The 22,155-nt window shown below is 71.6% G+C and carries 19 protein-coding genes; 12 read left to right on the plus strand and 7 right to left on the minus strand.

Going from position 1 to position 22,155, the window contains the following annotated elements; translation table 11 throughout:
- The first annotated feature begins 10 nt into the window (after positions 1 to 10).
- Positions 11 to 2,410: a glycoside hydrolase family 32 protein gene (locus tag ACIOD2_RS45250; protein ID WP_400551781.1), complete on the plus strand. Its 2,400-nt coding sequence runs from the start codon at positions 11 to 13 to the stop codon at positions 2,408 to 2,410.
- 1 nt (position 2,411) lies between these two features.
- Here ACIOD2_RS45250 and ACIOD2_RS45255 read toward each other — a convergent pair whose 3' ends face one another.
- Complete coding sequence (locus ACIOD2_RS45255; protein ID WP_400551782.1) at positions 2,412 to 3,089, minus strand: SDR family NAD(P)-dependent oxidoreductase; 678 nt, start codon at positions 3,087 to 3,089, stop codon at positions 2,412 to 2,414.
- Between the two features lie 101 nt (positions 3,090 to 3,190).
- Between ACIOD2_RS45255 and ACIOD2_RS45260 the strand changes: the two genes are divergently transcribed.
- From ACIOD2_RS45260 to ACIOD2_RS45275, 4 genes are all read left to right on the plus strand, one after another.
- The gene (locus tag ACIOD2_RS45260) at positions 3,191 to 4,030 is read left to right on the plus strand and encodes a helix-turn-helix transcriptional regulator (protein WP_400551783.1); all 840 of its coding nucleotides are present in this window, start codon (positions 3,191 to 3,193) and stop codon (positions 4,028 to 4,030) included.
- A 109-nt stretch (positions 4,031 to 4,139) separates the two neighbouring features.
- Complete coding sequence (locus ACIOD2_RS45265; RefSeq protein WP_400551784.1) at positions 4,140 to 6,152, plus strand: phosphocholine-specific phospholipase C; 2,013 nt, start codon at positions 4,140 to 4,142, stop codon at positions 6,150 to 6,152.
- Between the two features lie 116 nt (positions 6,153 to 6,268).
- Positions 6,269 to 9,616, plus strand: coding sequence for a glycosylhydrolase-like jelly roll fold domain-containing protein (locus ACIOD2_RS45270; RefSeq protein ID WP_400551785.1), 3,348 nt, complete (start codon positions 6,269 to 6,271; stop codon positions 9,614 to 9,616).
- A gap of 357 nt (positions 9,617 to 9,973) precedes the next feature.
- The gene (locus tag ACIOD2_RS45275) at positions 9,974 to 10,528 is read left to right on the plus strand and encodes a hypothetical protein (protein WP_400551787.1); all 555 of its coding nucleotides are present in this window, start codon (positions 9,974 to 9,976) and stop codon (positions 10,526 to 10,528) included.
- Positions 10,529 to 10,621: 93 nt separating this feature from the next.
- Here the strand turns inward: ACIOD2_RS45275 and ACIOD2_RS45280 are convergent, their stop codons facing one another.
- The gene (locus tag ACIOD2_RS45280; protein ID WP_400551789.1) at positions 10,622 to 12,220 is read right to left on the minus strand and encodes a multicopper oxidase family protein; all 1,599 of its coding nucleotides are present in this window, start codon (positions 12,218 to 12,220) and stop codon (positions 10,622 to 10,624) included.
- Complete coding sequence (locus ACIOD2_RS45285) at positions 12,217 to 12,630, minus strand: hypothetical protein (protein ID WP_400551791.1); 414 nt, start codon at positions 12,628 to 12,630, stop codon at positions 12,217 to 12,219. The genes ACIOD2_RS45280 and ACIOD2_RS45285 overlap by 4 nt, the downstream gene beginning before the upstream one ends.
- 107 nt (positions 12,631 to 12,737) lie before the next feature.
- Between ACIOD2_RS45285 and ACIOD2_RS45290 the strand changes: the two genes are divergently transcribed.
- On the plus strand, positions 12,738 to 13,451 hold the full coding sequence (locus ACIOD2_RS45290; protein WP_400551793.1) for a TetR family transcriptional regulator: 714 nt from the start codon (positions 12,738 to 12,740) through the stop codon (positions 13,449 to 13,451).
- A gap of 12 nt (positions 13,452 to 13,463) precedes the next feature.
- Here ACIOD2_RS45290 and ACIOD2_RS45295 read toward each other — a convergent pair whose 3' ends face one another.
- On the minus strand, positions 13,464 to 13,805 hold the full coding sequence (locus ACIOD2_RS45295; protein WP_400551795.1) for a hypothetical protein: 342 nt from the start codon (positions 13,803 to 13,805) through the stop codon (positions 13,464 to 13,466).
- A gap of 26 nt (positions 13,806 to 13,831) precedes the next feature.
- Positions 13,832 to 14,425, minus strand: coding sequence for an SRPBCC family protein (locus ACIOD2_RS45300; protein WP_400551797.1), 594 nt, complete (start codon positions 14,423 to 14,425; stop codon positions 13,832 to 13,834).
- A 91-nt stretch (positions 14,426 to 14,516) separates the two neighbouring features.
- Between ACIOD2_RS45300 and ACIOD2_RS45305 the strand changes: the two genes are divergently transcribed.
- Positions 14,517 to 15,161: a TetR/AcrR family transcriptional regulator gene (locus ACIOD2_RS45305; RefSeq protein WP_400551799.1), complete on the plus strand. Its 645-nt coding sequence runs from the start codon at positions 14,517 to 14,519 to the stop codon at positions 15,159 to 15,161.
- Between the two features lie 355 nt (positions 15,162 to 15,516).
- Here the strand turns inward: ACIOD2_RS45305 and ligA are convergent, their stop codons facing one another.
- Complete coding sequence (gene ligA, locus ACIOD2_RS45310; protein ID WP_400551801.1) at positions 15,517 to 17,508, minus strand: NAD-dependent DNA ligase LigA; 1,992 nt, start codon at positions 17,506 to 17,508, stop codon at positions 15,517 to 15,519.
- A 177-nt stretch (positions 17,509 to 17,685) separates the two neighbouring features.
- Between ligA and ACIOD2_RS45315 the strand changes: the two genes are divergently transcribed.
- Positions 17,686 to 18,720, plus strand: a complete 1,035-nt coding sequence (locus tag ACIOD2_RS45315) for a class I SAM-dependent methyltransferase (protein ID WP_400551803.1) — start codon at positions 17,686 to 17,688, stop codon at positions 18,718 to 18,720.
- A gap of 49 nt (positions 18,721 to 18,769) precedes the next feature.
- Here ACIOD2_RS45315 and ACIOD2_RS45320 read toward each other — a convergent pair whose 3' ends face one another.
- The gene (locus ACIOD2_RS45320; RefSeq protein WP_328453699.1) at positions 18,770 to 18,901 is read right to left on the minus strand and encodes a hypothetical protein; all 132 of its coding nucleotides are present in this window, start codon (positions 18,899 to 18,901) and stop codon (positions 18,770 to 18,772) included.
- A gap of 139 nt (positions 18,902 to 19,040) precedes the next feature.
- Here ACIOD2_RS45320 and ACIOD2_RS45325 point away from each other — a divergent pair, with 139 nt between their 5' ends.
- The 4 genes from ACIOD2_RS45325 to ACIOD2_RS45340 all read left to right on the plus strand — a co-directional run bounded on the left by ACIOD2_RS45325 (position 19,041) and on the right by ACIOD2_RS45340 (position 22,135).
- Entirely contained in the window at positions 19,041 to 19,640 is a 600-nt protein-coding gene (locus tag ACIOD2_RS45325; RefSeq protein WP_400551805.1) for a hypothetical protein, read from the plus strand.
- A gap of 29 nt (positions 19,641 to 19,669) precedes the next feature.
- Entirely contained in the window at positions 19,670 to 20,434 is a 765-nt protein-coding gene (locus ACIOD2_RS45330; protein WP_400551807.1) for a GntR family transcriptional regulator, read from the plus strand.
- A 91-nt stretch (positions 20,435 to 20,525) separates the two neighbouring features.
- Positions 20,526 to 21,590, plus strand: coding sequence for a TauD/TfdA family dioxygenase (locus tag ACIOD2_RS45335; RefSeq protein WP_400551809.1), 1,065 nt, complete (start codon positions 20,526 to 20,528; stop codon positions 21,588 to 21,590).
- Positions 21,587 to 22,135, plus strand: a complete 549-nt coding sequence (locus tag ACIOD2_RS45340) for a phosphonate degradation HD-domain oxygenase (protein ID WP_400551810.1) — start codon at positions 21,587 to 21,589, stop codon at positions 22,133 to 22,135. Before ACIOD2_RS45335 ends, ACIOD2_RS45340 begins: the two co-directional genes overlap by 4 nt.
- Positions 22,136 to 22,155: the final 20 nt, after the last annotated feature.

Below are 22,155 nucleotides of genomic sequence, written 5' to 3' on the forward strand. Positions count from 1 at the left end.
GGACCGAGCCGTGGTCCGCATCGCCCGCGTGTCGCTCGTCGTTCTCCTCGCCGCCTTGGCCGTCTTCGTGCCGGTGTCGCCCGCGACCGCGGGCACCGTCTCGGGCTACCCGGAGTTCCCCTACCCGGCGACCACCTACCAGGAGCCGTTCCGGGGGCAGTTCCACTTCAGCTCGCAGGCCGGGTGGATGAACGATCCGAACGGGCTCGTCTACGCCAACGGCCTCTACCACTTCTTCTACCAGCACAACCCGCACGGGCTCGAGTGGGACACGATGCACTGGGGCCACGCCACCAGCCCGGACCTGGTGCACTGGACGCAGAAACCGATCGCGCTGGAGCCGGACGTGCACCCCGGCACCCTGTTCTCCGGGGGCGGGGTCGTCGACCGGGACAACACGTCGGGCCTGAAGACCGGCCCGCTCGACCCGATCATCGTGTTCACCAACACCGACGGCGTGAGCATCTACTACAGCAACGACAACGGCCGCAGCTTCCAGCCCTACGACAAGGGGCGCAAGCAGATCGAGATCCCGGAGGAGAGCCGGGACCCGAAGGTCGTCTGGGACGCCGCGCGGCACCAGTGGGTCATGGTCGTGTGGTCCGATCGCGGCGGCCGGGGCGTCGACCTCTACACCTCGCCCGACGTGCTGCACTGGACGTTCGCCAGCCGGTACGCGGCGGACTGGCTCTTCGAATGTCCCGACCTGTTCCCGATGACGCTGAACGGCACGCAGCAGTGGGTGCTGACGTCGGCGACGAGCGAGTACGTCGTCGGTTCGTTCGACGGCAAGACGTTCCGCACCGACCGGCCGCAGCCGAAGAAGATGAACCAGGGCACCACTTTCGCCGGCGGGACGTTCTACGCCGCCGAGACGTTCTCGAACGCGCCCAGCGGCCGCGTGGTGCAGATGGCCTGGCAGGGCGGCAATCGCGGCAGCAGCTGGACCGGCAACGCCACCTTCCCGGCGGAGCTGCGGCTCGCCGACTCGCCCGACGGGCCCCAGATCACGCGGACGCCGGTCGCCGAGCTGGACTCGCTGCGCGCCGACAGCCGGAGCTGGCAGAACCAGACGGTGAGCCCCGGGAGCAACCTCTTCGGCGGGATCCTCGCCGACACCTACGAAATCACCGCGACGTTCGACGTCGCGAGCGCGACCGCCACGCAGTTCGGTTTCGCGCTGCACAGCCGTTCCGACGGCAGCGCCGACCGGACCGTCGTCTACGACCGCGCGGCGGGCACGCTCTACGGGAAGCCGCTGGCGCCAACGAACGGCGAGATCACCCTGCGCCTGCTGGTCGACCGCGGCCAGCTCGAGGTCTTCGGCGGCGACGGGCGGTTCTCCGTCGCCGACAACGTGAACTTCGACTCCGCGGCGGTCAGCCAGGGCATCCGGCTCTTCGCGACCGGCGGCCAGGTGCGGCTGAAGAACGCGAAGTTCACCCGGCTCAGCACGAGCTGGGGCACGGCGCAGTCGACGCTGGAGAGCAACCTCGCCGGCCCGTGGCACGCGGCCGGCGGCTCGTGGACCGACACCAGCGGCGGCAAGCAGGCCCAATCGACCGGCGACGCCTTCTACCTCGGCGCGAGCACCGCGGGTGACGCCGTCTACCAGGGCGACGTCCGGCTGGACACCGCGCAGGCGGCCGGGCTGACCTTCCGGGCGACCGACGACGGTGCCGGTTACACCGCGAACATCGACACCAGCGGGGTGGTCAAGCTGTGGCGCCCCGGCCGCGACATCGCGACCTACGCCACGCCGATCGCCGCCGGCAGCACCCACCACCTGGAGGTGCGCACGACCGGCTCGCGCATCCAGGTCCTGCTCGACCACGGCACCACGCCGGTCATCGACGCGACCGACGACGTCTACCCGTCCGGCCGGTTCGGCGCGAACGCCTACCACGGGACCGCGACCGTGCAGTACCTGAACACCGGCCCCGGCGGCTGGGACGCGTTCACCTCCGGCGCCTGGACCGCCCGGGGCGGCACGTGGACCACCACCCCGGACGGCCTGCGCGGCCGCTCACCCGACAACGGCTTCTACCTCAGCGACCGCACCGGCACGGACTTCACCTACGACGGCGACGTCTCGGTCACCAACGGCACGGCGGCCGGCCTGACCTTCCGCGTGGCCGCCGACGGCACCGGCTACACCGCGAACGTCGACAGCAACGGGCTGGTCAAGCTCTGGCGGCCGGGTCGCGACATCGCGACGTACGCGACACCGATCGTCGAGGGCCGCACCTACCACCTGACCGTCCGGACGACGGGCACTCGCATCCAGGTCTGGCTCGACCACGGCGCCGCGCCGATCATCGACGCCACGGACAGCACCTACCCGTCGGGGCGGTTCGGGGTGAACGGTTACGCGGGGAACACGCTCACCCAGCACCTCGCGATCACCTGAGTCACCAGCCCAGCTCGGTGTCGTCCTCCTGGAAGGTGCCCGTCGGGCCGTCCTCGCCGATGACGGCCATCCGGACGATGGTCCGGGCGCTGACCTCGACCGGGCGGCCGTGGCTGTTCTCGATGCCGCCGAGCAGGGTCGCGGTGTAACCCGGCTCGACGGCGTTGAACTTCACCTCGGGCACCGCCCGCGCGTACTGGACGGTCAGCATCGAGACGGCCGCCTTGCTCGCGCCGTAGACGATCGCCGAGACCTGGGACGCGGGCCGCGAGGGGTCGTGGTTGGCCGCGAACGAGCCGAGCGCGCTGGAGATGTTGACGACGACCGGGTTGGCGGACTTCCGCAGCAGCGGCAGCGCCGCCTCGGTGACGCGGACGATCCCGACCGCGTTCGTGTCGAACACCGCCAGCGCCTCCGGGCCGTTGAGGGCGAGCAGGGCGATGCCCGCGTTGTTGACGAGCACGTCGAGCCCACCTTCGAGCTGGTCGAAGGCCGCGGCGACGGACGCGTCGTCGGTGACGTCCAGCTGGACGAACCGGGCGCCGACCTCGTCCGCGGCCGCGCGACCGCGGTCGGCGTCACGGGCGCCGAGGTAGACGGTGTGCCCGGCGGCGACGAGCTGGCGGGCGGCTTCCTTGCCGAGGCCTCGGTTGGCCCCGGTGATCAGTGTCGTGGTCATGCCCCGAGCGTCCGCCGCCACCCGAGGGATAGGCAGTCGTGCCGTTTTCGTAGGACCGCCAGGGCCAGGACAACGGACCAGCGGGCGCGCACACTGGAGACGTGGAGACCTGGGAGTTCGGCCGGATGGTGCGGCGGTGCCGCGACCGCGTCGCGCCCGGGACGGCCGGGGTGCCGGTGGGCCGTCGCCGCCGCGCGACCGGCCTGCGCCGCGAAGAGCTGGCCGGCCTCGCGGGGATCTCCGCCGACTACCTGACCCGGCTCGAGCAGGGGCGGGCGACCTCGCCGTCCGTGCAGGTCGTGGAGGCGCTGGCCCGCGCCCTGCGCCTGGCCGACGGGGAGCGTGACCTGCTGTTCCGCCTGGCCGGGCACGCCGCACCCGGGCTCGACCTCGTCCCGTCGCGGATCAGCCCGAGCGTCCAGCGCCTGCTCGACCGGCTGGCCAACACGCCGGTCGCGGTCTACGACGCCACCTGGACGCTCATCGTCGCCAACGCGCCCTACGACGCGCTGATGGGGGACACGACGACCTGGCACGGGATCGAGCGCAACGCCGTCTGGCGCCACCTCGCCGGCCCCGGCACACGCGCCGTCCACACCCCGGAGGAGCACGCCGACTTCGTCGCGCAACTGGTCGCCGACCTGCGGCTGAACGTGACCCGGTACCCCGCCGACCGGAGTGTCACCCGGCTCGTCGAGCAGCTGTCGCGGACCCCGCGGTTCGTGGAGCTCTGGGAGGCCGGCGCACCGGAGCCGGCGCAGGAGACGTCGAGGCACAAGATCGTCGACCACCCGCTGGTCGGCCGCATCACCCTCGACTGCGACACGCTCATCGTGGCCGCCGACGATCTGCGCATCATGGTCTATACCGCCGAACCGGGCACCGACGACGCCGAGCGCCTCGGCCTCGCGATCGTGCTCGGCACGCAGACGCTCGTCTGACGAGCCGTTGACCTGGGCTTCACCCGGAGTTCTCCCGCGGCGGTAGTGATTGCCCCGGCGGGCGGGCGATACTGGCGCGGTTGCCGACCACCACACCACCGGAGCTCACATGACGGACGTCAACCGCAGGCGGTTCTTGCAGCTGACCGGGGGCACCGCTGCCCTTTCGGTCCTTTCGGGCAGCATCGCCCGCGCGGCGGAGATCCCCGCGAACCACCGCACCAGCAGCCTGCGCGACGTCGAGCACATCGTGGTCCTGATGCAGGAGAACCGGTCGTTCGACCACTACTTCGGCACGATGCGCGGTGTCCGCGGCTTCGGTGACCCTAGGCCGGCGACGCTGCAATCCGGCAAGCCCGTCTGGGCGCAGCCGGACGGGACCCGCGACATCCTGCCCTTCCACCCGGATGCGGACAACCTGGGCCTGCAGTTCATCCAGGACCTCCCGCACAGCTGGAACGACACGCACAGCGCGTGGAACCAGGGCAAGTACGACAAGTGGGTGCCCGCCAAGGGCTCGACCACCATGGCGTACCTGACGCGTGACGACATCCCGTTCCACTACGCGCTGGCCGACGCGTTCACCATCTGCGACAGCTACCACTGCTCGTTCATGGGATCCACCGACCCGAACCGCTACTACATGTGGACGGGCTTCACCGGCAACGACGGCACCGGCGGCGGGCCCGTCCTGGGCAACGACGAAAAGGGCTACTCCTGGACGACCTACCCCGAGCGGCTGGAGAAGGCCGGGGTGTCGTGGAAGATCTACCAGGACGTCGGGGACGGCCTCGACGCCGCCGGCGGCTGGGGCTGGATCGACGACGCCTACCGCGGCAACTACGGTGACAACTCGTTGCTGTACTTCAACTCCTACCGCAACGCGAAGCCCGGCGACCCGCTGTACGACAAGGCCCGCACCGGCACGAACGCCAAGGCCGGCGACGGTTACTTCGACCTGCTGCGCGCCGACGTCAAGGCCGGGAAGCTGCCGCAGGTCTCGTGGATCACGGCCCCGGAAGCGTTCTGCGAACACCCGAACTGGCCGGTGAACTACGGCGCCTGGTACCTCGCGCAGGTGCTCGACGCGCTGACCGCGAACCCGGAGGTCTGGAGCAAGACCGCCCTGTTCGTCACCTACGACGAGAACGACGGCTTCTTCGACCACGTGCTCCCGCCGTACGCGACGGCCGGGCAGTCCACTGTGGACACGACGGGGGAGATCTTCGCGGGCTCGGCGTCGAACCCGGCCGGCCCGTACGGCCTCGGCCAGCGCGTGCCGATGACGGTGGTGTCGCCGTGGAGCAAGGGCGGCTGGGTGTGCTCGGAGACGTTCGACCACACGTCGATCATCCGGTTCATCGAACGGCGCTTCGGGGTCAAGGAACCGAACATCACGCCGTGGCGGCGGTCGGTCTGCGGTGACCTGACCTCGGCGTTCGACTTCTCGCGCACCGACGCCCACGTGCCGCGGCTGCCGGACACGGCCGCCTACCAGCCGCCGGACCGCGAGCGGCACCCGGACTACGTGCCCGCGGTGCCCGCGAAGGGCGTGCTGCCGAAGCAGGAACACGGGCTGCGCCCGGCGCGGGCCCTGCCGTACGACCTGGCCGCCGACGCGCGTCTGCACGGTGACCAGCTGACGCTGACCTTCGCCAACCACGGCCGGGCGGGCGCGGCGTTCGTCGTGACGTCGCCGTCGGCCGACCCGCGGACCTACACCGTCGGCGCGGGCCGTTCGCTGTCCGGCGCGGTGCCCGCGGCCGGCGGGTACGACCTCACCGCCCACGGGCCGAACAGCTTCCTGCGGCAGTTCCGGGGCACCACCGCCGGGCCCGAGGTGAGCCTGCGCGAGGACGGCGGGTGCGTCGAGCTGACCCTGACCAACACCGGGTCCGCCACCGTGCGGCTGACGGTCACCGACGCCTACGGGCGGCGGTCGGCGTCCCGGCAGCTGCGGCCGGGCGCGCGGACCGTCGAGAAGGTCGACACCGGGCGGAGCAACAACTGGTACGACGTCTCCGTGACGTCGGACAAGGACCCGAAGTTCCTGCGCCGCCTGGCCGGGCACGTCGAGAACGGCCGCCCCAGCACCAGCGACCCGGCGATCCTCACCAAGTGAGCCGATAGGGCTGTCCCGTCGGACAGGATGCCGGTCATGCCTTGACGGGTATGACCGGCGTCACGTAACTTCCGCCGTGTCTTGAATCGTTTCAATCCACGGTCGGGGGATCAACGGTGATCGAGAACGACCCGGTACCCACTGCAGCGATCAGCGGTGACTTCAGGCTTTCCCGGCGGCGGATGCTCGCGCTCGCTTCGGCGGCCGCCGTCGCCGGGACGGCCGGTGGATGGGAGTTCGCCTACGCCGGTCCGGAAACCAGTGCCGCGGCGGGCCGGTTCGCCGACCCACGCCCGGATTCGCGGCCCACGGTGCTGTGGTTCTGGAACGGCACCGTCACCACGGCGCTGGTCGCCGACGGGCTGGCCGACCTGCGGGACAAGGGCGTCCACGAAGTCCTCGTGTTCCCGTTCGACACGGCCGCGCTGAAACCGGCGTTCTTCACCGAAGACTGGTTCGCGATCATCGAGTTCACCCTGCGCGAGGCGCAGCGGCACGGGATGCACCTGTGGCTGTTCAACGACGACTACTTCCCGAGCGGCCGCGCCGGCGGCCTGGTCGTCGACGGCGGCAAGGTCGGCAACCGCGTCTACCAGCCGCGGCCCGACCTGCGGCTCAAGGGCGTGGGCCACCAGGTCCTGACCGTTCCCGGTGGGGTGCCGGTGCCGCTGCTCAGCCGGGGCCTGTCCGTGTCGGGCGGCCGGCTCCTGGTCGACGCCGCGGCCCGCGACGGCGTCACGTTGCTGCGCGACGGCGCCGGGTGGCAGGACTACGACGTCGTGGCGAAGGTCCGGGTCGAGAGTGCCACCGCCGGGCTCATGGTGCGCAGCGCCGACGAGGGCGACGGCGTCCTGGCCGACCTGCGCAGTGACGGCGCCGTCGACATTTGGCAGCAGACCGGCGGCGCGTTCACCCAGACCCGCGCCGGTACGCCGGTCCCGGGGTTCGACCCGGCCGCGGACCACGAGCTGGCGGTGCGGGTCCGCGGGACGAGCCTGACCGTGACGCTGGACGGCGTCACGCAGCCCGTGGTCGACGGCCTGAAGTACGCGACCGGGCGGGTCGGGGTGCGTGCGGTGGCGAGCCAGCGCTCGTCGTGGGACAGCCTGACCGTGACGGATCCGGCCGGTGCCGTGCTGTACGCGGAGACGTTCGACGGCGTCGCCGCGCTCGACGGCTTCGACCTGCCCGCGACCGGGGTGCCACTGGTCGCCGCGGCCGCGCGGCCGGCCTCCTCGGCGGACCCGGCCACGCTGGTGGACCTGACCGCGCAGGCCCGCGCGGGCGGCACGTGGACCCCGCCGGCCGGCAGCTGGCGGCTGGACCTGTTCACCGTCCGCGACCTGAGCACGCCCACCGGCACCGGCCGTGCCTACCTGGACCTGCTCGACGACGAGGCGGTGCGGCTGTTCGTCGACGCCGTGCCGGGGGAGTACGTGCGCCGGTTCCCGTGGGCGCCGGGCGCGGTCCTGCGCGGGTTCGCCGACGACGAGCCGTACCTCGCCTCGGCCGACGGGCCGTTCAACACGGTCCCGTGGTCGCCCACCCTGGACGCGGAGCTGCACACGCTCGGGACGTCGCCGGGCATCGCGCTGACGGCGGTGCACGACGACGGCCTCGGCAACGCCGGCCTGCGCCTGCGCGGGGTGTTCTGGCGCGCGGTGAGCAACCGGTTCGCCGCCGCGTACTACAAGACCCAGGGCAAGTGGCTGGCCGCGCGCGGCCTGAAGCTGATCTCCAACCCGCTGTGGGACGAGTACGGCCCGGGCGAGCAGCTGCGCAGCTCCGGCAACCTGAACACGAACAACCAGTGGGCGCAGGTGCCGGGCACCGACCTGATCTTCGACCACTACCAGCGCGGTTACCACCGCACGCTGTCGCGCTGGCCGGCCAGCACCGCGCACCAGCTCGGGCTGGAGCGCGTCTACCTGGAGGCGATGGGCGGCACCGGCTGGCAGGTCACGCCGTCGTTCGTCCGCGAGGTGGTGGGGGCGTTCGCCGTGCGCGGGGTGAACCACACGCTGCTGCACGCGCGGTTCAGCGACGAGAACCAAATCGTCTACCCGCCGCCGTTCCAGCCGGCCAACCCGTGGTGGGCGGTGTCCGCGCCGCTGAACGACTGGATCGGCCGGCTGATGGAGGCGTGCCGCGCGCCCGCCCGCGCCCGCACCGCGCTGCTCCAGCCGCAACGCGCGGCCGAGTCCACACAGGACACTCCGGCGATGGCCGAGCTCGACACGGCGTTCCTCACCACCGCCCACGCGCTGGAGGACGTCCAGGTCGACTTCGACTTCCTCGACGAAGGCGCGCTCGACGCCGACCCCGCGCTGGTGGCGCACGCTCGGCCGACCGGGCAGAAGCTGGTCGTGGGGCAGCAGGCGTACGGCATCGTCGTGGTGCCCCGGACGCCGGTGCTCGCGGTCGGGTCGGTGCGGACGCTCATCCGGTTCGTCCGCGGCGGGGGCACGGTGGTCGTCGTCGGCGAACCGCCGGCCCGCGAAGCCGGGGGAGACGACGCGAGCCTGCGGGCCGCGCTGAACGAGTTGTTCACCGCGCGCTCGGCGGTCCGGGCGGTCGACCCGGTGGCGGCCGCGGCCGCCGCGGTGACCGCCGGCGGCGCGGCGGCGTCGCTGGAACCAAGGCACGACGACGTCCGCGTGCTGCGCCTGGAACCCGACGGCCGTCCCGCGTTCGTGGTGGTGAACGAACGCGCCGAGGCCGTCGACCTCACCGCGACGTTCCCGGCGACCGGCGTGCCCGAGGTGTGGGACCCCGACACCGGCACCGCGACACCGGCGGGTGTGTGGCGGCGCGCGTCGTCCGGCACCACGGCGGTGGTGCTGCGGCTCGATCCGAAGGCGACGCTGCTGGTGGTGTTCGGCGCCGGACGGGAACCCGCGCATGCCGTGGCGGCGTCGGCGCCGGTGGAACGCGTCGACGGCCGGGCCGCGACCTTGCGCGTGATCGCGCCGGGCCCGGTCAGCGTTACTGTGAATTCCGGTGGCCGGACACTTTCCGGTGCGACAACGGTTTCCGATCCCTTGACGGCCATTCCGTCCGGTGCGGACTGGGCGTTTCACTTCGATCGTCCGGACGCGCCGGTGAGCACACGTCCGCTCGGCTCGTGGACCGGCCTGGAACCGGCCTTCTCGGGATCTGCCTGGTACGAAACGGATTTCGACGTGCCGGCGGCGTCCGGTCGCCGGTGGACCCTCGACCTCGGCGAGGTCCACGAGGCGGCCGAGGTCGAGGTCAACGGCCGCCGGATCGGGTCGCGGCTGTGGGCGCCGTACCGGGTTGACGTGACCGCGGCCCTGCGACCAGGGCGGAACCGGGTGCGGGTGCGCGTCACCAACACCGGCGCCAATGTGCGTGGTGACGTGCTCGCGTCGGGTCTGCTGGGCCCGGTGGCGCTGCGGCCGTACCGCCTCGTCGACGTGCCCCTGGACCCCCATCCGCGGTGACATGTCCACTTCGGACGTTACAGTGATACACGGCGCCCCGGAATGTCCCAGAAGGACGGGTGCGGCATCCGGTCGAGTGGAAAAGCCCGTTCGGTCGAGCGCGATTTCCGGGGGCACCGGGCGCGGCTCGTGTTACAGTGTCCTTTGGGGACGGTGGGCAGGCGCTCTGCCTCCGCAAACCCGCCGGGCAAGGGAAAAAACTGGTGTAGACGACCGGCCGCCGGATTGGTTACGGTCCGCGGCGGTGTCGATCAGTTGAGATTGCTCACTGCGGATAGTTCTCGATCGGCCGTTTTCCCCAGCCGCTTTCGGTGCATTCCTCGGAGGTCGAACAAACCCTTCCGAAAGGAGCACACAGTGAGAATCGGAAAGCTCGGCCGCTCCGCGGTCGTCGCCCTGCTCGTCACCGGTCTCGTAGCTTTCTTCGCCGGTGCCGGCACGGCTTCCGCGGCGCCGGCCGCTCCCGCCGTTCCCGCGTTGACCGCGCCGGTCGCCGGCACGTTCACCGACGCGTCGGGCGGAACCGGTACGGCCACCGGGACTTTCACCCCGAGCGACTTCACCACTGACGGCACCAGCACCTTCGCCAACGGTGTCGCGGACCTGACCATGGTCGACTCCGCCGGCCAGCAGGTCGGCACCGTCTCCCAGGCCGTCACCGTTCCGGTCGGCGTCGCCGCCGCGTCGTGCCAGATCCTCGACCTGGTGCTCGGGCCGCTCGATCTCGACCTGCTCGGCCTCGTGGTGCACCTGAACCAGGTCCACCTGAACATCACGGCCGACGCCGGTCCCGGCAACCTGCTGGGCAACCTCCTGTGCGCGATCGCGGGCCTGCTCGACCCGGGCCCCTTGAGCAACCTGCAGGCGCTGGTCAACCTGCTGAACCAGATCATCGCCATCCTCGGCGGCTGACCGTCCACAACGGACATTCCGGCTCGCCGGAATGACGGAACGGCCCACCCGGAAACCCCGGGTGGGCCGTCGTCATGTGCGCTGTCGTGTGCGTTACTCCGTCGAGAAGTCCGCCATCATCGCCATGTCCTCGTGCTCCAGGTTGTGGCAGTGCAGCATGTATCGGCCCGCGTAGTCGGTGAACTTCACCGCGACCTCCACCGCTTCCGACGGGCGGACGTCCACGGTGTCCTTCCAGCCCGCGTCGTACGGGCCCGGCGCGTGGCCGTTGCGGCTGAGCACCTGGAAGTGGTTCAGGTGCAGGTGCACCGGGTGGTGGACGTCGCTGGTGAAGCGCCACACCTCCGTCGTGCCCAGGCGGGCGCGGGCCAGATCCTGGCCCGGGGTGTAGGGCGCGCCGTTGATCGTCCAGGCGCCGGACGACTTCTGGAACAGGAAGTCCCGCGTCGTCGTCGCGCTCGACCGGGTCAGGGGCGCGATCTCCGACAGCTTCGCCGGGACGTGGCTGTCGTCCGCGACGCGGCCGTCGGTGCCGACGTCGAAGCACATCACTTCCGCCGTCCCGCCCGTACCGAGCTTGTTGACGAGGCGGACGCGCGTGCCCGGCGCGTAACGGGCGAAATCGATGACGACGTCGAAGCGCTCGGCGGGGGAGACGTCGATGCTGTCGTGGGTCAGCGGGCTCGCCAGCAGTCCGCCGTCGCTGCCGATCTGGACGAGGGCGCCCCCGCCCGGCGGCTGCGGGTCGAGCGCGAGTGAGTACTGCCGGGCGTTGGAGCCGTTGAGGATCCGGAAGCGGTAGCGGGCGCGGTCGGCGCGCAGCACCGGCCACGGCGCGCCGTTGACGAGGATGACGTCACCGAGCACGCCGTCCATGTAGGCCGCCGAGACGCCGGGCAGCTGCTGGCCGCCGGCGAGCGCGGGGTAGGTGAACGAGCCGTCCGCGCCGAACGACCGGTCGCAGATCATCAGCGGGATGTCCCGTTTTCCTTGCGGTAGCGGCAAAGCCGCCTCTTCGTCGTCCGTCACGAGGTGGAACCCGGCCAGGCCCTGCCAGACGTTGGCGGCGGTGAAACCCATCCGGTGGTCGTGGTACCAGAGCGTCGCGGCGCGCTGGTCCAGGGGATAGGTGTAGGACCGGCTGGTCTGCCCGCCGCCGGAGTCGAGCTTCGCCATGCCGGCCATCCCGGACATCGCCGCCATGCCCGTCAAAGAACTCTGCTGCTGCTCACCGCCGACGGGATGGATCAGGTCGGTGGGGTAGCCGTCGCTCTCGGCGGGGGTGTGCCCGCCGTGCAGGTGCACCACGGTCGGGTGCGGCAGCTGGTTGGTGTGCTTCACGACGGCCTTGCGCCCGGCGGGCGTTTTCAGGGTGGGCCCGGGAAAACTGCCGTGGTAGGTCCACGCCTCGGTGGTCAGCCCGGGCAGGATGCCCAGCTTCGCCGGCCGCTGGACGATCTCGTAGAAGTCCGTCGTCGCGTCGCTGCGCACGGGCGCGAGCACCGGCGGGATCGGGAGCTCGGCGCGGAACGCCGCCGGCACCGGTGCGCGGCTGGTCAGCAGCAGACCGGGCTGGCCGTCGGCGAACAGCTCACGCAGGAACGGCGTCCCGGCGACGGCGAGCGCACCGGCGCCGGCCAGGGCCACGGTGCCGACACCGAGGAACCGGCGGCGGCTCATCGCGGGGCTCACGCCGGGACCCCGGCGTAGCGCGCCACCGGCTGCTTCGCCCAGGAGAGCATGACGATCCGGACCACGAGGTAGAGCAGCACGGCACCGAGCGGCACGTGGACGGCCAGGTCGCGGGTGAAGCCCAGGACGATCTGCGCGGCGCAGAGCACGAGCGCGAGTGCGGCGAACAGCGCGGGCCGTCCGGGGCCACGGCCTCCGCGCCACAGGACCAGGGCCGCCAGCAGCGTCGGCAGCAGGGCCAGCGCGAAGAGCATGCCGGACATCCGGTGCGCGGCCAGCATCGAGTAGTGCCCCTGCAGGAAGGCGCCGGCCAGCACCGGCTGCAGGCAGGCGAGGGCGGCCGCCACGACGGCGCCTGCCCGGAGCAGCACGAGTGCGCCGCGGCTGATCGGGTTGCGGACAGGGTCCATCACAAGACTCGTTTCTCCGGGGGGACTTCGGGAGGAAGCAACCAGCCTTCGGTCACTGAAAAATTACTGTAGCAGAAAATATCAGGCCGGTGCACTAAGCTGGGGGCATGAGTCCGCGAACGGTGAACTGGGGGGCCTTGCGCGCCCGGCGCGACGGCGAGCCCGGCGAGGTCGAAGGGCTGCGCGAGCGCAAGAAACGGCTGATGCGCCAGCAGCTGTCGGACACCGCGACGGAGATGTTCGTCGAGCGGGGCTTCGACGCCGTGCGGGTGGCGGAGATCGCCGAGGCGTGCGGGGTGTCGGAGAAGACCGTCTTCAACTACTTCCCGACGAAGGAGTCGTTGATCCTCGACCACCCGGACACGGCGCTGGCCGCGCTGCGGGCCGACCTGGCCGAGCCCGGGGTGTCCCCGGTCGAGGCGGTGCTGCGGATCCTCGCGGAGGAGCGCGCCGCCGTCCTGTCCTGGCTCGCCGAGCAGGACGACCCGGCCGACGCGATCACGAAGTCCCGGCGGTTCGGCCTGCTGATCGCGACCACGCCGGCGCTGCGCGCGCACCGGCTGGAGATGACCGAACAGCTCGTCGTCGTCGCGGCCGAAGCCCTGGCCGAGCGGTCCGGAACCACGCCGGACGACCCGGAACCGCGGGTGCTGGCGACCGCGCTCGTCGCGCTCTGGCAGATCCAGTTCCGCTCGATGGCCAAGCACCTGGACGTCACCCGCACGCCGGAGGCGGTCGAAGAGGCGGTCGCGGCCGACGTCGGCCGCGCGGCGGGACTCGTCGAAGCCGGGCTCAAGGCCCTTCCGCGGTTCACGGCCTGAGCCCGGCTTCTGTCACTTGGCCGAGCGGCGGCGGGCGATGTGGTGGGCGACGGCGGCCGCGACGCCGACCGCGGTGAAGACGCCCGTGGCGACCGGGCTGAGAAACTTCGACAGGCTGGGCGCGTCACTTGGGCCGAGCAGCCAGAACGCGAGCGACCCGGCGTAGACCGCGGTGATCGCGGCGGTCCACCAGCGGACAGCGCGCAGGCGGGGTTCGCGCAGCGTGCCGACCAGCACGACGATGACGGGGATCCCCGAGAGCAGGGCGAACTGTCCGGCGACGAAGACCGGGACGGCCCAGGCCGCGATCAGGACGGCCAGCGAGGTCTTGCGGGCGGTGGCGGTGGTGGTCATCGGTTTCTCCTTGCGGTGGCAGGGTTTCAGCAGTTTTCGGCGGTGGCCTTGAGCGCGGCCAGCCAGGCGTCGAGGCCCGGGGCGAGGTACTTGATCGCGGTGGCCGGGTCGGTCTCGATCTGCTCGCCGGTCCAGCTCTCCTCGGTGCTGACGAGCACGCCGCCGCGGACCGGGGTGAAGTTCCAGACGTGGACGCCGCGGTCGATGCGCAGGCCGTCGCCGATCGCCGGCCCGGTCCAGCGGATGCACCGGCCCGGCGTGACCTGCTGGACGGTCGAGGTGATGACCAGGGTGGTCGCGGGGGTCGTCGGCGTCGGCGGCACCGGCGTGGTCCACCGGAACCGCGAGCCGGGCCGCAGCGGACCGGGGTCGAGCCGCTTCATCGTGGCGACCGCGCTCTGCCAGGACGGCCAGCCCTCGACGGCGGTGTGCAGCCGCCAGACGGTGCTCAGCGGGGCCTTGATCAGGGTTTCGGTCCGGTAGTGGAGCTGGGCGGCGGGGTCGATGCCCACGCCGTGGCAGGTCAGGCTCGTCGCGGCTTCGGCCGGGGTGGCGGCGGTGACGCCGAAGACACCGGCGGCGGCCAGCGGGATCGCGATCAGGGCGGAACGGAAGCTCATCGAATGCTCCTTGTTAGTGGTCGTTGCGTTGGTTAGAAGCTATAACTTCACTCGCGTGAGTGTCAATAGGAAAGGTGATAGCCTCTAACTCATGACGGAGTCAGCTGGTCAGAGCCCCCGCGAGCGCTACCGGGCGCAGGTGCGCGCGGAGATCAAGCAGCACGCGTGGGAGCAGATCGCCGAGGCGGGGGTGCCCGCGCTGTCGCTCAACGCGATCGCGAAGCAGGTCGGCATGAGCGGCCCGGCGCTGTACCGGTACTTCGCCAGCCGCGACGACCTGATCACGGCGTTGATCCGCGACGCCTACCGAAGCCTCGCCGACACGGTCCGCGCGGCTCGCTCGTCGGGCGCCGGGATGGCGGAACTGGCCCACGTGGTGCGGGACTGGGGTCGCAGTGACCCGCAGCGGTACTTCCTCATCTACGGCACCCCGGTCCCGGGCTACCACGCACCGGACGACATCACGGCGATCTCGTTCGAGGTGATGACGGTGCTGCTCGACGCGGCCGGAGCGCGACCGGCCGTTGGCCCGACCCCGTTCGACGAGCACCTGGAGGACCACCGCGAGTGGGCGTTCGACCACCCGGCCGACGCGGCGACGCTGCACCGGGCGCTGTCCTTCTGGACCCGCCTGCACGGCGTGCTGTCACTCGAGCTGGCGGGCCACTTCGCCGGCATGAAGTTCGACCCGGGCCTGCTGATCGACGAGGAACTCAAGGCCCTGCGGGAGGAGTGACCTTCCGGCTTGCGGTCGTGAGTGTTCAGAAGGGTCAGAACACTTCTGAACACTCACGACCAGCCGCGGCAGACCTCAATAGCCGGAAGGTCGGGACAGCCCCGCGGCCTGGGCGGCGAACATGCCTGCTGGGGGCGGCCAACATGCCTGCTGGGGGCGGCCAACAGGTTGCCGGGAGCGGGCAACACGCTGCTGGGGCCGGCCGACTTGCAGGCCGGAGCGGCAAAGCTTGCCATTGCACGGGGTGGCTGGCTGTGCAGGTCGAAGTCGTGAGGGGCACCCTCATGGTCTTTGTGTCCCTGAAGGTGCCCCTCACTGCAGGCCAGTCCGACTGCCCGCCGAAGGCCGCCGAGCGCTAGACGATGCCGGCCGCGATCAGCTGGGGCCAGATTTCGCCCTGGTCGACTACCTCGACTTCGAACTTCTCCGCCTTCGTGAGCTTGGCGGCTCCGACGTCGGCGCCCGTGATGAGCATGTCCGTCGACGCCGAGACCGATGACGCGATCGCCGCGCCGGCCTTCTCGCACAGGCGCTGGAACGTGGGGCGGGGGACCTTCTCGCCGGAGCGCGGGTCGCTGATCGAACCCGTGATCACCACCGTCTTGCCCGCCAGGGGCGCGCCCGCCGCGACGACCGGGGGGAGGTCCTCCTCGCGCACGTCCAGCGAGACACCGGCTTCGCGCAGCCGCTCGAGTTCCGGGCGCAGCCGGGTCAGGTGCTCGATCAGCGAAGTGGCGACCTTCGGGCCGATGTCCTCCACGGCGACGAGTCCGTCGACGCCCGCGTCCACGACGTCCTCCAGCGATCCGAAGCCCGCTCGGCAGAGCCGCGCGGCGGTGCCTTCCGACGCCATCGGGATCGCGAGGCCGATCAGCGCGCGGCGCAGGCCGACCTGGCGGCTCGCGTCGATCGACTCGATCATGCGCGCGGCCGAGACCTCGCCGATGCGGTCGTACTCCAGCAGGGTTTCCTTGGTCAGCCCGTAGAAGTCCGACGGGTGCTCCAGGATCCCCGTTTCGGCCAGCCGTTCGATCCAGACGCCGCCGATGGCGTCGATGTCCGCCGCCGCGCGGGAAGCCCAGTGGATCAGCCGCCGCACGGTCTGGGCCGGGCAGGAGACGTTGGTGCAGAACAGTTCCCGGCTGTTGCCCTGCTCGGTCAGCGGGTGCCCGCACGACGGGCACACCGTGGGCGGCACGATCTCCTGCTCCGCGCCGGTGCGCTTCGAGGCGTCCAGCACCCCGGCGACGAACGGGATGACGTCCCCGGCGCGGCGCACCAGCACGGTGTCGCCGATCTTGATGCCGCGGGCGCGGATCACCTCCTGGTTGGCCAGCGTCGCGCGGGTGACCGTGGTCCCGCCCACGAACACCGGCTCCAGCCAGGCGACCGGGGCGATCTTGCCCGTCTTGCCGACGTCCCAGACCACATCGGCCAGCACGGTGGTCTTTTCCTCGGCGGCGAACTTGAACGCCAGCGCGCCGCGCGGGGAGCTCGACCGGGTGCCGGCGGCGGCGTACGCGTCACGGTCGGCCAGCCGCAGCACCGCGCCGTCGAGGTCGTAGTCCAGTTCGTTGCGCTGCTGCTCGATCGTGGTGATCACGGCCTGCGCGGCCTCGGCGTCCGTGCAGCGCCGCATGTCGGCGGCGGTGAACCCGAGCGTCTGCAACGCGCTGCCGAGGTCGGTTTCCGCGCTGTCCGGTTCGGTGTAGAGGTCGAAGGCGAAGAACCGCAGGTTCCGCCCGGCGACGGTGGCCGGGTCCTTGGCCCGCAGCGTGCCCGCGGCGGCGTTGCGCGGGTTGATCAGCGGCTTGTCCGGGTGCGCGGTGTTGTACGCGGCGAAGGTCGACCGCAGCATCACGGCCTCGCCACGGACCTCGACGCGCCCCGGCGCCTCGACACGGCCCGGGATCCCGTCGGTCAGCGCCCGCACGAGCTTCGTGACGTCGTCACCCGTCGTCCCGTCGCCGCGGGTGACGGCCCGGGCCAGCCGCCCGTTCTCGTAGACCACGGCCAGCGACAGGCCGTCCAGCTTCGGCATGACGACCACCGGCTGGCCGGGGAACCGCTCGAAGAAGGCCGCGACCTGCTCGGGCTTGGTGGCCTTCTCCAGCGACAGCATCGGGCGCGAGTGGCGGATCGGCGCGTGGAGCACCGCGGGCGCGCCCACCTGCTCCAGCGGGTTCGGGTCCGGCGCCAGCTCCGGGTTCGCCTCGACCAGGCCGCGCAGCTCGTCCTCGACCGCGTCGTACTCCGCGTCCGCCACCGTGGGCGAGCCCCGGTAGTAGGCGTCGCGCAGCACGACGATCCGATCGGCGAGTTCCTGGATGCGTTCCCGAGCGTTCACGGCGAAGACGTTACCGGTGGCCACCGACAGAAACGCGCTCCCGGCCGCGACTAGTCGGCATGATCGGAGAAAGTCACCCGCCGGTGCCGTCGATCCTTGCCAGAATCCGGTTATGCAGACCACGACCAGCAACGCGTCATACGTACTGATCGACGGTGCCCGCGTCCGGGAGGCGGCGTGAACACGACGGCCGCCACGCCCTACCGCGACGCGAAAGCCCACTACACCTCGCCCAAGCGCCGGGACCCGGTCAAGACCATGCTCGAAGAGGTGGTCTCCCACCGCGTCCTGCGCGACGCCGTCGACCGGATCCCGGACCGGCCCCTGCGCGTGCTCGACGTCGGCGCCGGGACGGGGGACGGGCTCGCGCTCCTCACCGAGCGGCACGGCGACCTCGCCCCGGTGGTCGACGACGGCCGCCTCGACTACCTCGGCGTCGACCTCGACCCCGGCATGGTCGACACCGCGCGCTCGCTGCACGCGGGGCGGTCCGCGCGGTTCGAGGTCGCCGACATGCGCGACGGGCTCCCGCCGGGTGACTTCGACCTCTACCTCTCCTGCGGGGTGCCGTACTCCCACCTGCCGCACGACGACACGGCCGAGGTGCTCACCGGCCTGATGCGGCGGATCGTCGAGACCCGCGACCGCGCGGTCCTGGTCGTCGACGTGCTCGGGCGTTATTCGGTCGAGTGGACACCACGCTGGGGGGAGACGCGCTGGGCGTACAACATGAGCTTCTTCGAGGGGGCGAGCGAGACCGTCGAGGACCGGATGAGCTTCTACGACCGACGCTCGCTCGACGACACCCTCGTCGAGGCCGCGACGGCCGCCGGCGCCCGCCTGAGCGGGGTGACGTTCACCGACCGCTCGGTGCTCGTCGGGCGCCACACCGCCACCCGCGCGTTCAACCAGGGGATCCCGCCGTACCGCACGCTGCTCAACGACCTCGCGCGCGGGGACACCGGCGTCAGCGCGGCGCAGCTGCGGTTCGAGCCGCCCACAGCCGAGGCGCCGGCGCGGGTCGAGGCGTTCTTCGCAACGTTCGCCGAACGCTGGAACGGCGTCCTCGCGTCGGCGGGGGAGCCGCGCTCACCGGAGCAGGCGAAACGGCTCGCGCAGGCGCTGTTCGCGTGTGAACAGCAGTCCCAGCAGGGCCTGGGGGTCGGTCACTCCCTGATGGCCACGGTGGTCGTCGAACGTCCTGCGGCCTGACCGGGTGCGCGGGCCGCTCACCGGAGTGGGCGGCCCGCGCACCAGCTGCTCACTGGCAGGCTTCGCAGTCCGGGTCGTCGATGCGGCAGGCCGCACCGTCGGTCAGCGGGAAGTCGAAGTCGTCGAGCACGGGCACGACCGGCGCGGTGGACGCCTCCTGCGGCGTGGTGGTGGCGGACATGTCTCTCCCTCGGATCGGAATGCTCTCTCCTCCTGTTCAGCGCCGAAGATCGACAGGCATTCCGTGACGCGCGCCACACGGTCCCGCTCAGCGAAACACGTGATCGCGGCGGTCACCGGTCTTTGCTAACTTCCCCGGAATGCGTACCCGGGTCCCGTTCGCCGCTCTTGTCCTGGTGCTGGTGATGTCGCTGGTCGGCGCGGGAACGGCGAGTGCGTCCCCGGCCCCTTCCTGCGAGTGCGCGACCCCGTCGATCGACCGCTACCAGCAGTGGCTCGCCAGCGGCGAGGGCACGACGGTGCCGGCGACCGGCAGCCTGCTCGTGCGCGAAGGCCGGCAGTACGCGGCCAAGGTGACGTTCCTCAACGCCGAGTGGCACGTGGCCGTCCTCTGGCTCGGCAACCAGTTCGAGGCGCAGGCCGACCTCTCGAAGTCGGCGGGCTTCCGGCTGACCTACAGCGCGACCGACGACCTCTACGTCCAGTTGCGCCCGGCCTCGCACTGGAGCGGCGGCGACAAGTGGCTGACGCTCGTGCCCTCGACGCACGGGAAGCTCGTGACGCGCTGGTTCAGCTTCGCGCCCCGCGCCTGGACGTCGCTGCCCGAGCTGGGCACGCCGACGTACTCCTTCGCCTCGGCGCTGACCGAGGCGCGCGGCCTGGTGTTCGTCGGCAAGACCCCGAACCGGCTCGACTTCCGCGGCCTGCGTGTGGACGGGTACCAGCCGCCCTGCCTCTGAGCGTCGAGCCCCGGCTATAGCCTGGCCGTATGGCCATCAAGGACGACCAGGGGCCGCCGTCGTTGTACCGGCGGATCGCCGACGACCTCAAGACGGCGATCGGCGAGGGGACCTACTCGGCGGGGGACCCGCTGCCCTCGGAAAGCGAGCTCGCGCAGCGCTACGACGCGTCGCGCGGCACGATCCGGCAGGCGTTCGCCGCGTTGCGGACCGACGGGATCATCTCCTCGCGGCGCGGTGCGCGCCGCCTCGTCCAGGGCGGGCCGCGGTTGCAGGACTTCGCCACGTTGCTGAGCTTCTCCCGCTGGGGACGCGCGATCGGCGAGGAACCGAGCGGCCGCGTGGTCCGGCTGGACCGCCGTGAGGCCACCGACGCCGAGCGCGCGCACCTGGACCTGCCCGACGGGGCCGGCGTCTACCACCTGACCCGGGTCCGGCTGCTCGACGACGTCCCCGTCATGATCGAACGCACCGCCTACCCGGACCGGATCGGTGCGCTGGTCGCCGGGATGGACCTCGACCGCGAGTCGGTCACCGAGCGGCTCGCGGAACTCGGCACGGCCTTCGCCGACGCGGAGCACACCATCGACGCCGTGCGCGCCACGGCCGACGACGCCCGGCTGCTCGGCGTCCGGGCCGGGGTGCCGCTGCTGCGGGAGCGCCGCCGGGCCACCGATCCGTCCGGTGTCCCGCTCGAGTGGTCCGAAGACCGCTACCTGGGTGACCAGGTGGCGTTCACCGTGCGCAACTCGGCCGACCGCAACACGTTGTCACGCTGGCACTCCGCGCCCTAAGGCGACCTCGTCACACGGGGGAGACAGCTTCGTGCTGCCCGCGCTAGTCTCAACATGTACAGCCAAGTTGCCACTTGGAAGGACACATGACGTGACTACCGCGACCGCGTTCCCGCCGGTCTGGCTCCGGGACAACTGCCCCTGCGAGCGGTGCCGCGACCCGCGCAACGGCCAGAAACTCTTCGGCATCACCGATCTCCCGGCGGATCTCACCGTCCGCGACACGAGCACCGTGGCCGACGCGGTCACCGTCACCTTCGGCCCGGACGGTCACCAGGGCGTCTTCTCTCGCGCCTGGCTGGACGCGCAGACGTCCCGCTCGGCCGGGGACGGCCGGACCGAAACGGCCAAGCAGCTGTGGCGGGCCGCCGACTTCGACGGCGGGCTGCCCGTCGCCGAGTGGGACGCCTACCTGGCCGACGACGGTGAGCGCTCCCGTGTCCTGCGGGCCGTGCGCGACCTCGGGTTCGCCGTCCTGCACGGCACGCCGACCGAAGAGGAGACCGTGCTGGCCATCGCCCGGACCTTCGGGTTCCCGCGCGAGACGAACTACGGCACGCTCTTCGACGTCCGGGTCGAGCCGAACCCCAGCAACCTCGCCTTCACCGGGATGCGCATCGCGCCGCACACCGACAACCCCTACCGCGATCCGGTGCCGACGCTGCAGCTGCTGCACTGCCTGACCAACGCGGCCGAGGGCGGCGATTCGGGCCTGCTCGACGGGTTCGCCGCCGCGGCCCTGCTGCGCGAGGAGGACGAAGCGGCGTTCCGGATCCTCACCACGACCCTGGTGCCGTTCGCCTGGTCCGACGCGACCACCAGCCTGCGGGCCGACCGTCCGCTGATCGACGTCGACGCCGAAGGCCACGTCCGCGAGGTCCGGTTCAACAACCGGTCGATGCAGGCCCTGCGGCTGCCGCCGGACGCCACCACGGCGTTCTACACCGCCTACCGGCGCTTCGCGGAGATCATCGCCCGGCCCGAGCTGCTGCTGACCTTCCGCCTCGACCCCGGCGACTGCGTCGTGTTCGACAACACCCGGCTGCTGCACGCCCGCACCGCGTTCGCCGAGTCCGGTGCCCGCCACCTGCAGGGTTGTTACGCCGACCTCGACGCCCTGACGAGCACCCTGCGCATCCTGGAGGAGTCCGCGTGAACCCGATCGACCAGCTGGCCGCGCTCTTCGACGGCCCCGGCACCGAGGACTACCTCGGCGAAGCCGTCACCCAGGCCGAGCACATGCGCCAGGCCGGCGCCCTCGCCGAGGCCGCCGGCGCGCCCGACGAGCTCGTCGCCGCCGCGCTGCTGCACGACGTCGGCCACTTCCACGGCGCCCTGAGCGGCCACGACCTCATGGCGGGTAACGACAACCGCCACGGCGACAGCGGTTCCGCCTGGCTCGGCCAGTGGTTCGGCCCGGCGGTCACCGAGCCCGTCCGCCTGCACGTCGCCGCGAAGCGCTACCTGTGCGCGGTCGATCCTGGTTACCACGCCCGCCTGTCCCCAGCGTCGGTCCACACCTTGGGTGTCCAAGGTGGACCGATGACGGAGCCCGAGGCCCGCGAGTTCGAGGGGAACCCGCACCACGCGGAGGCGGTGGCGCTGCGCCGCTGGGACGACGAAGCCAAGGACCCCGAGGCCAGGACGCCCGGGTTCGACCACTTCCGCCCGCTCCTGACCCGGCTGCTCGAGAGCCGCTGACGCGCTCACGCGGGTGATCC

The sequence above is a fragment of the Amycolatopsis sp. NPDC088138 genome (genome assembly GCF_044741685.1).
Classification (GTDB): Bacteria; Actinomycetota; Actinomycetes; order Mycobacteriales; family Pseudonocardiaceae; genus Amycolatopsis.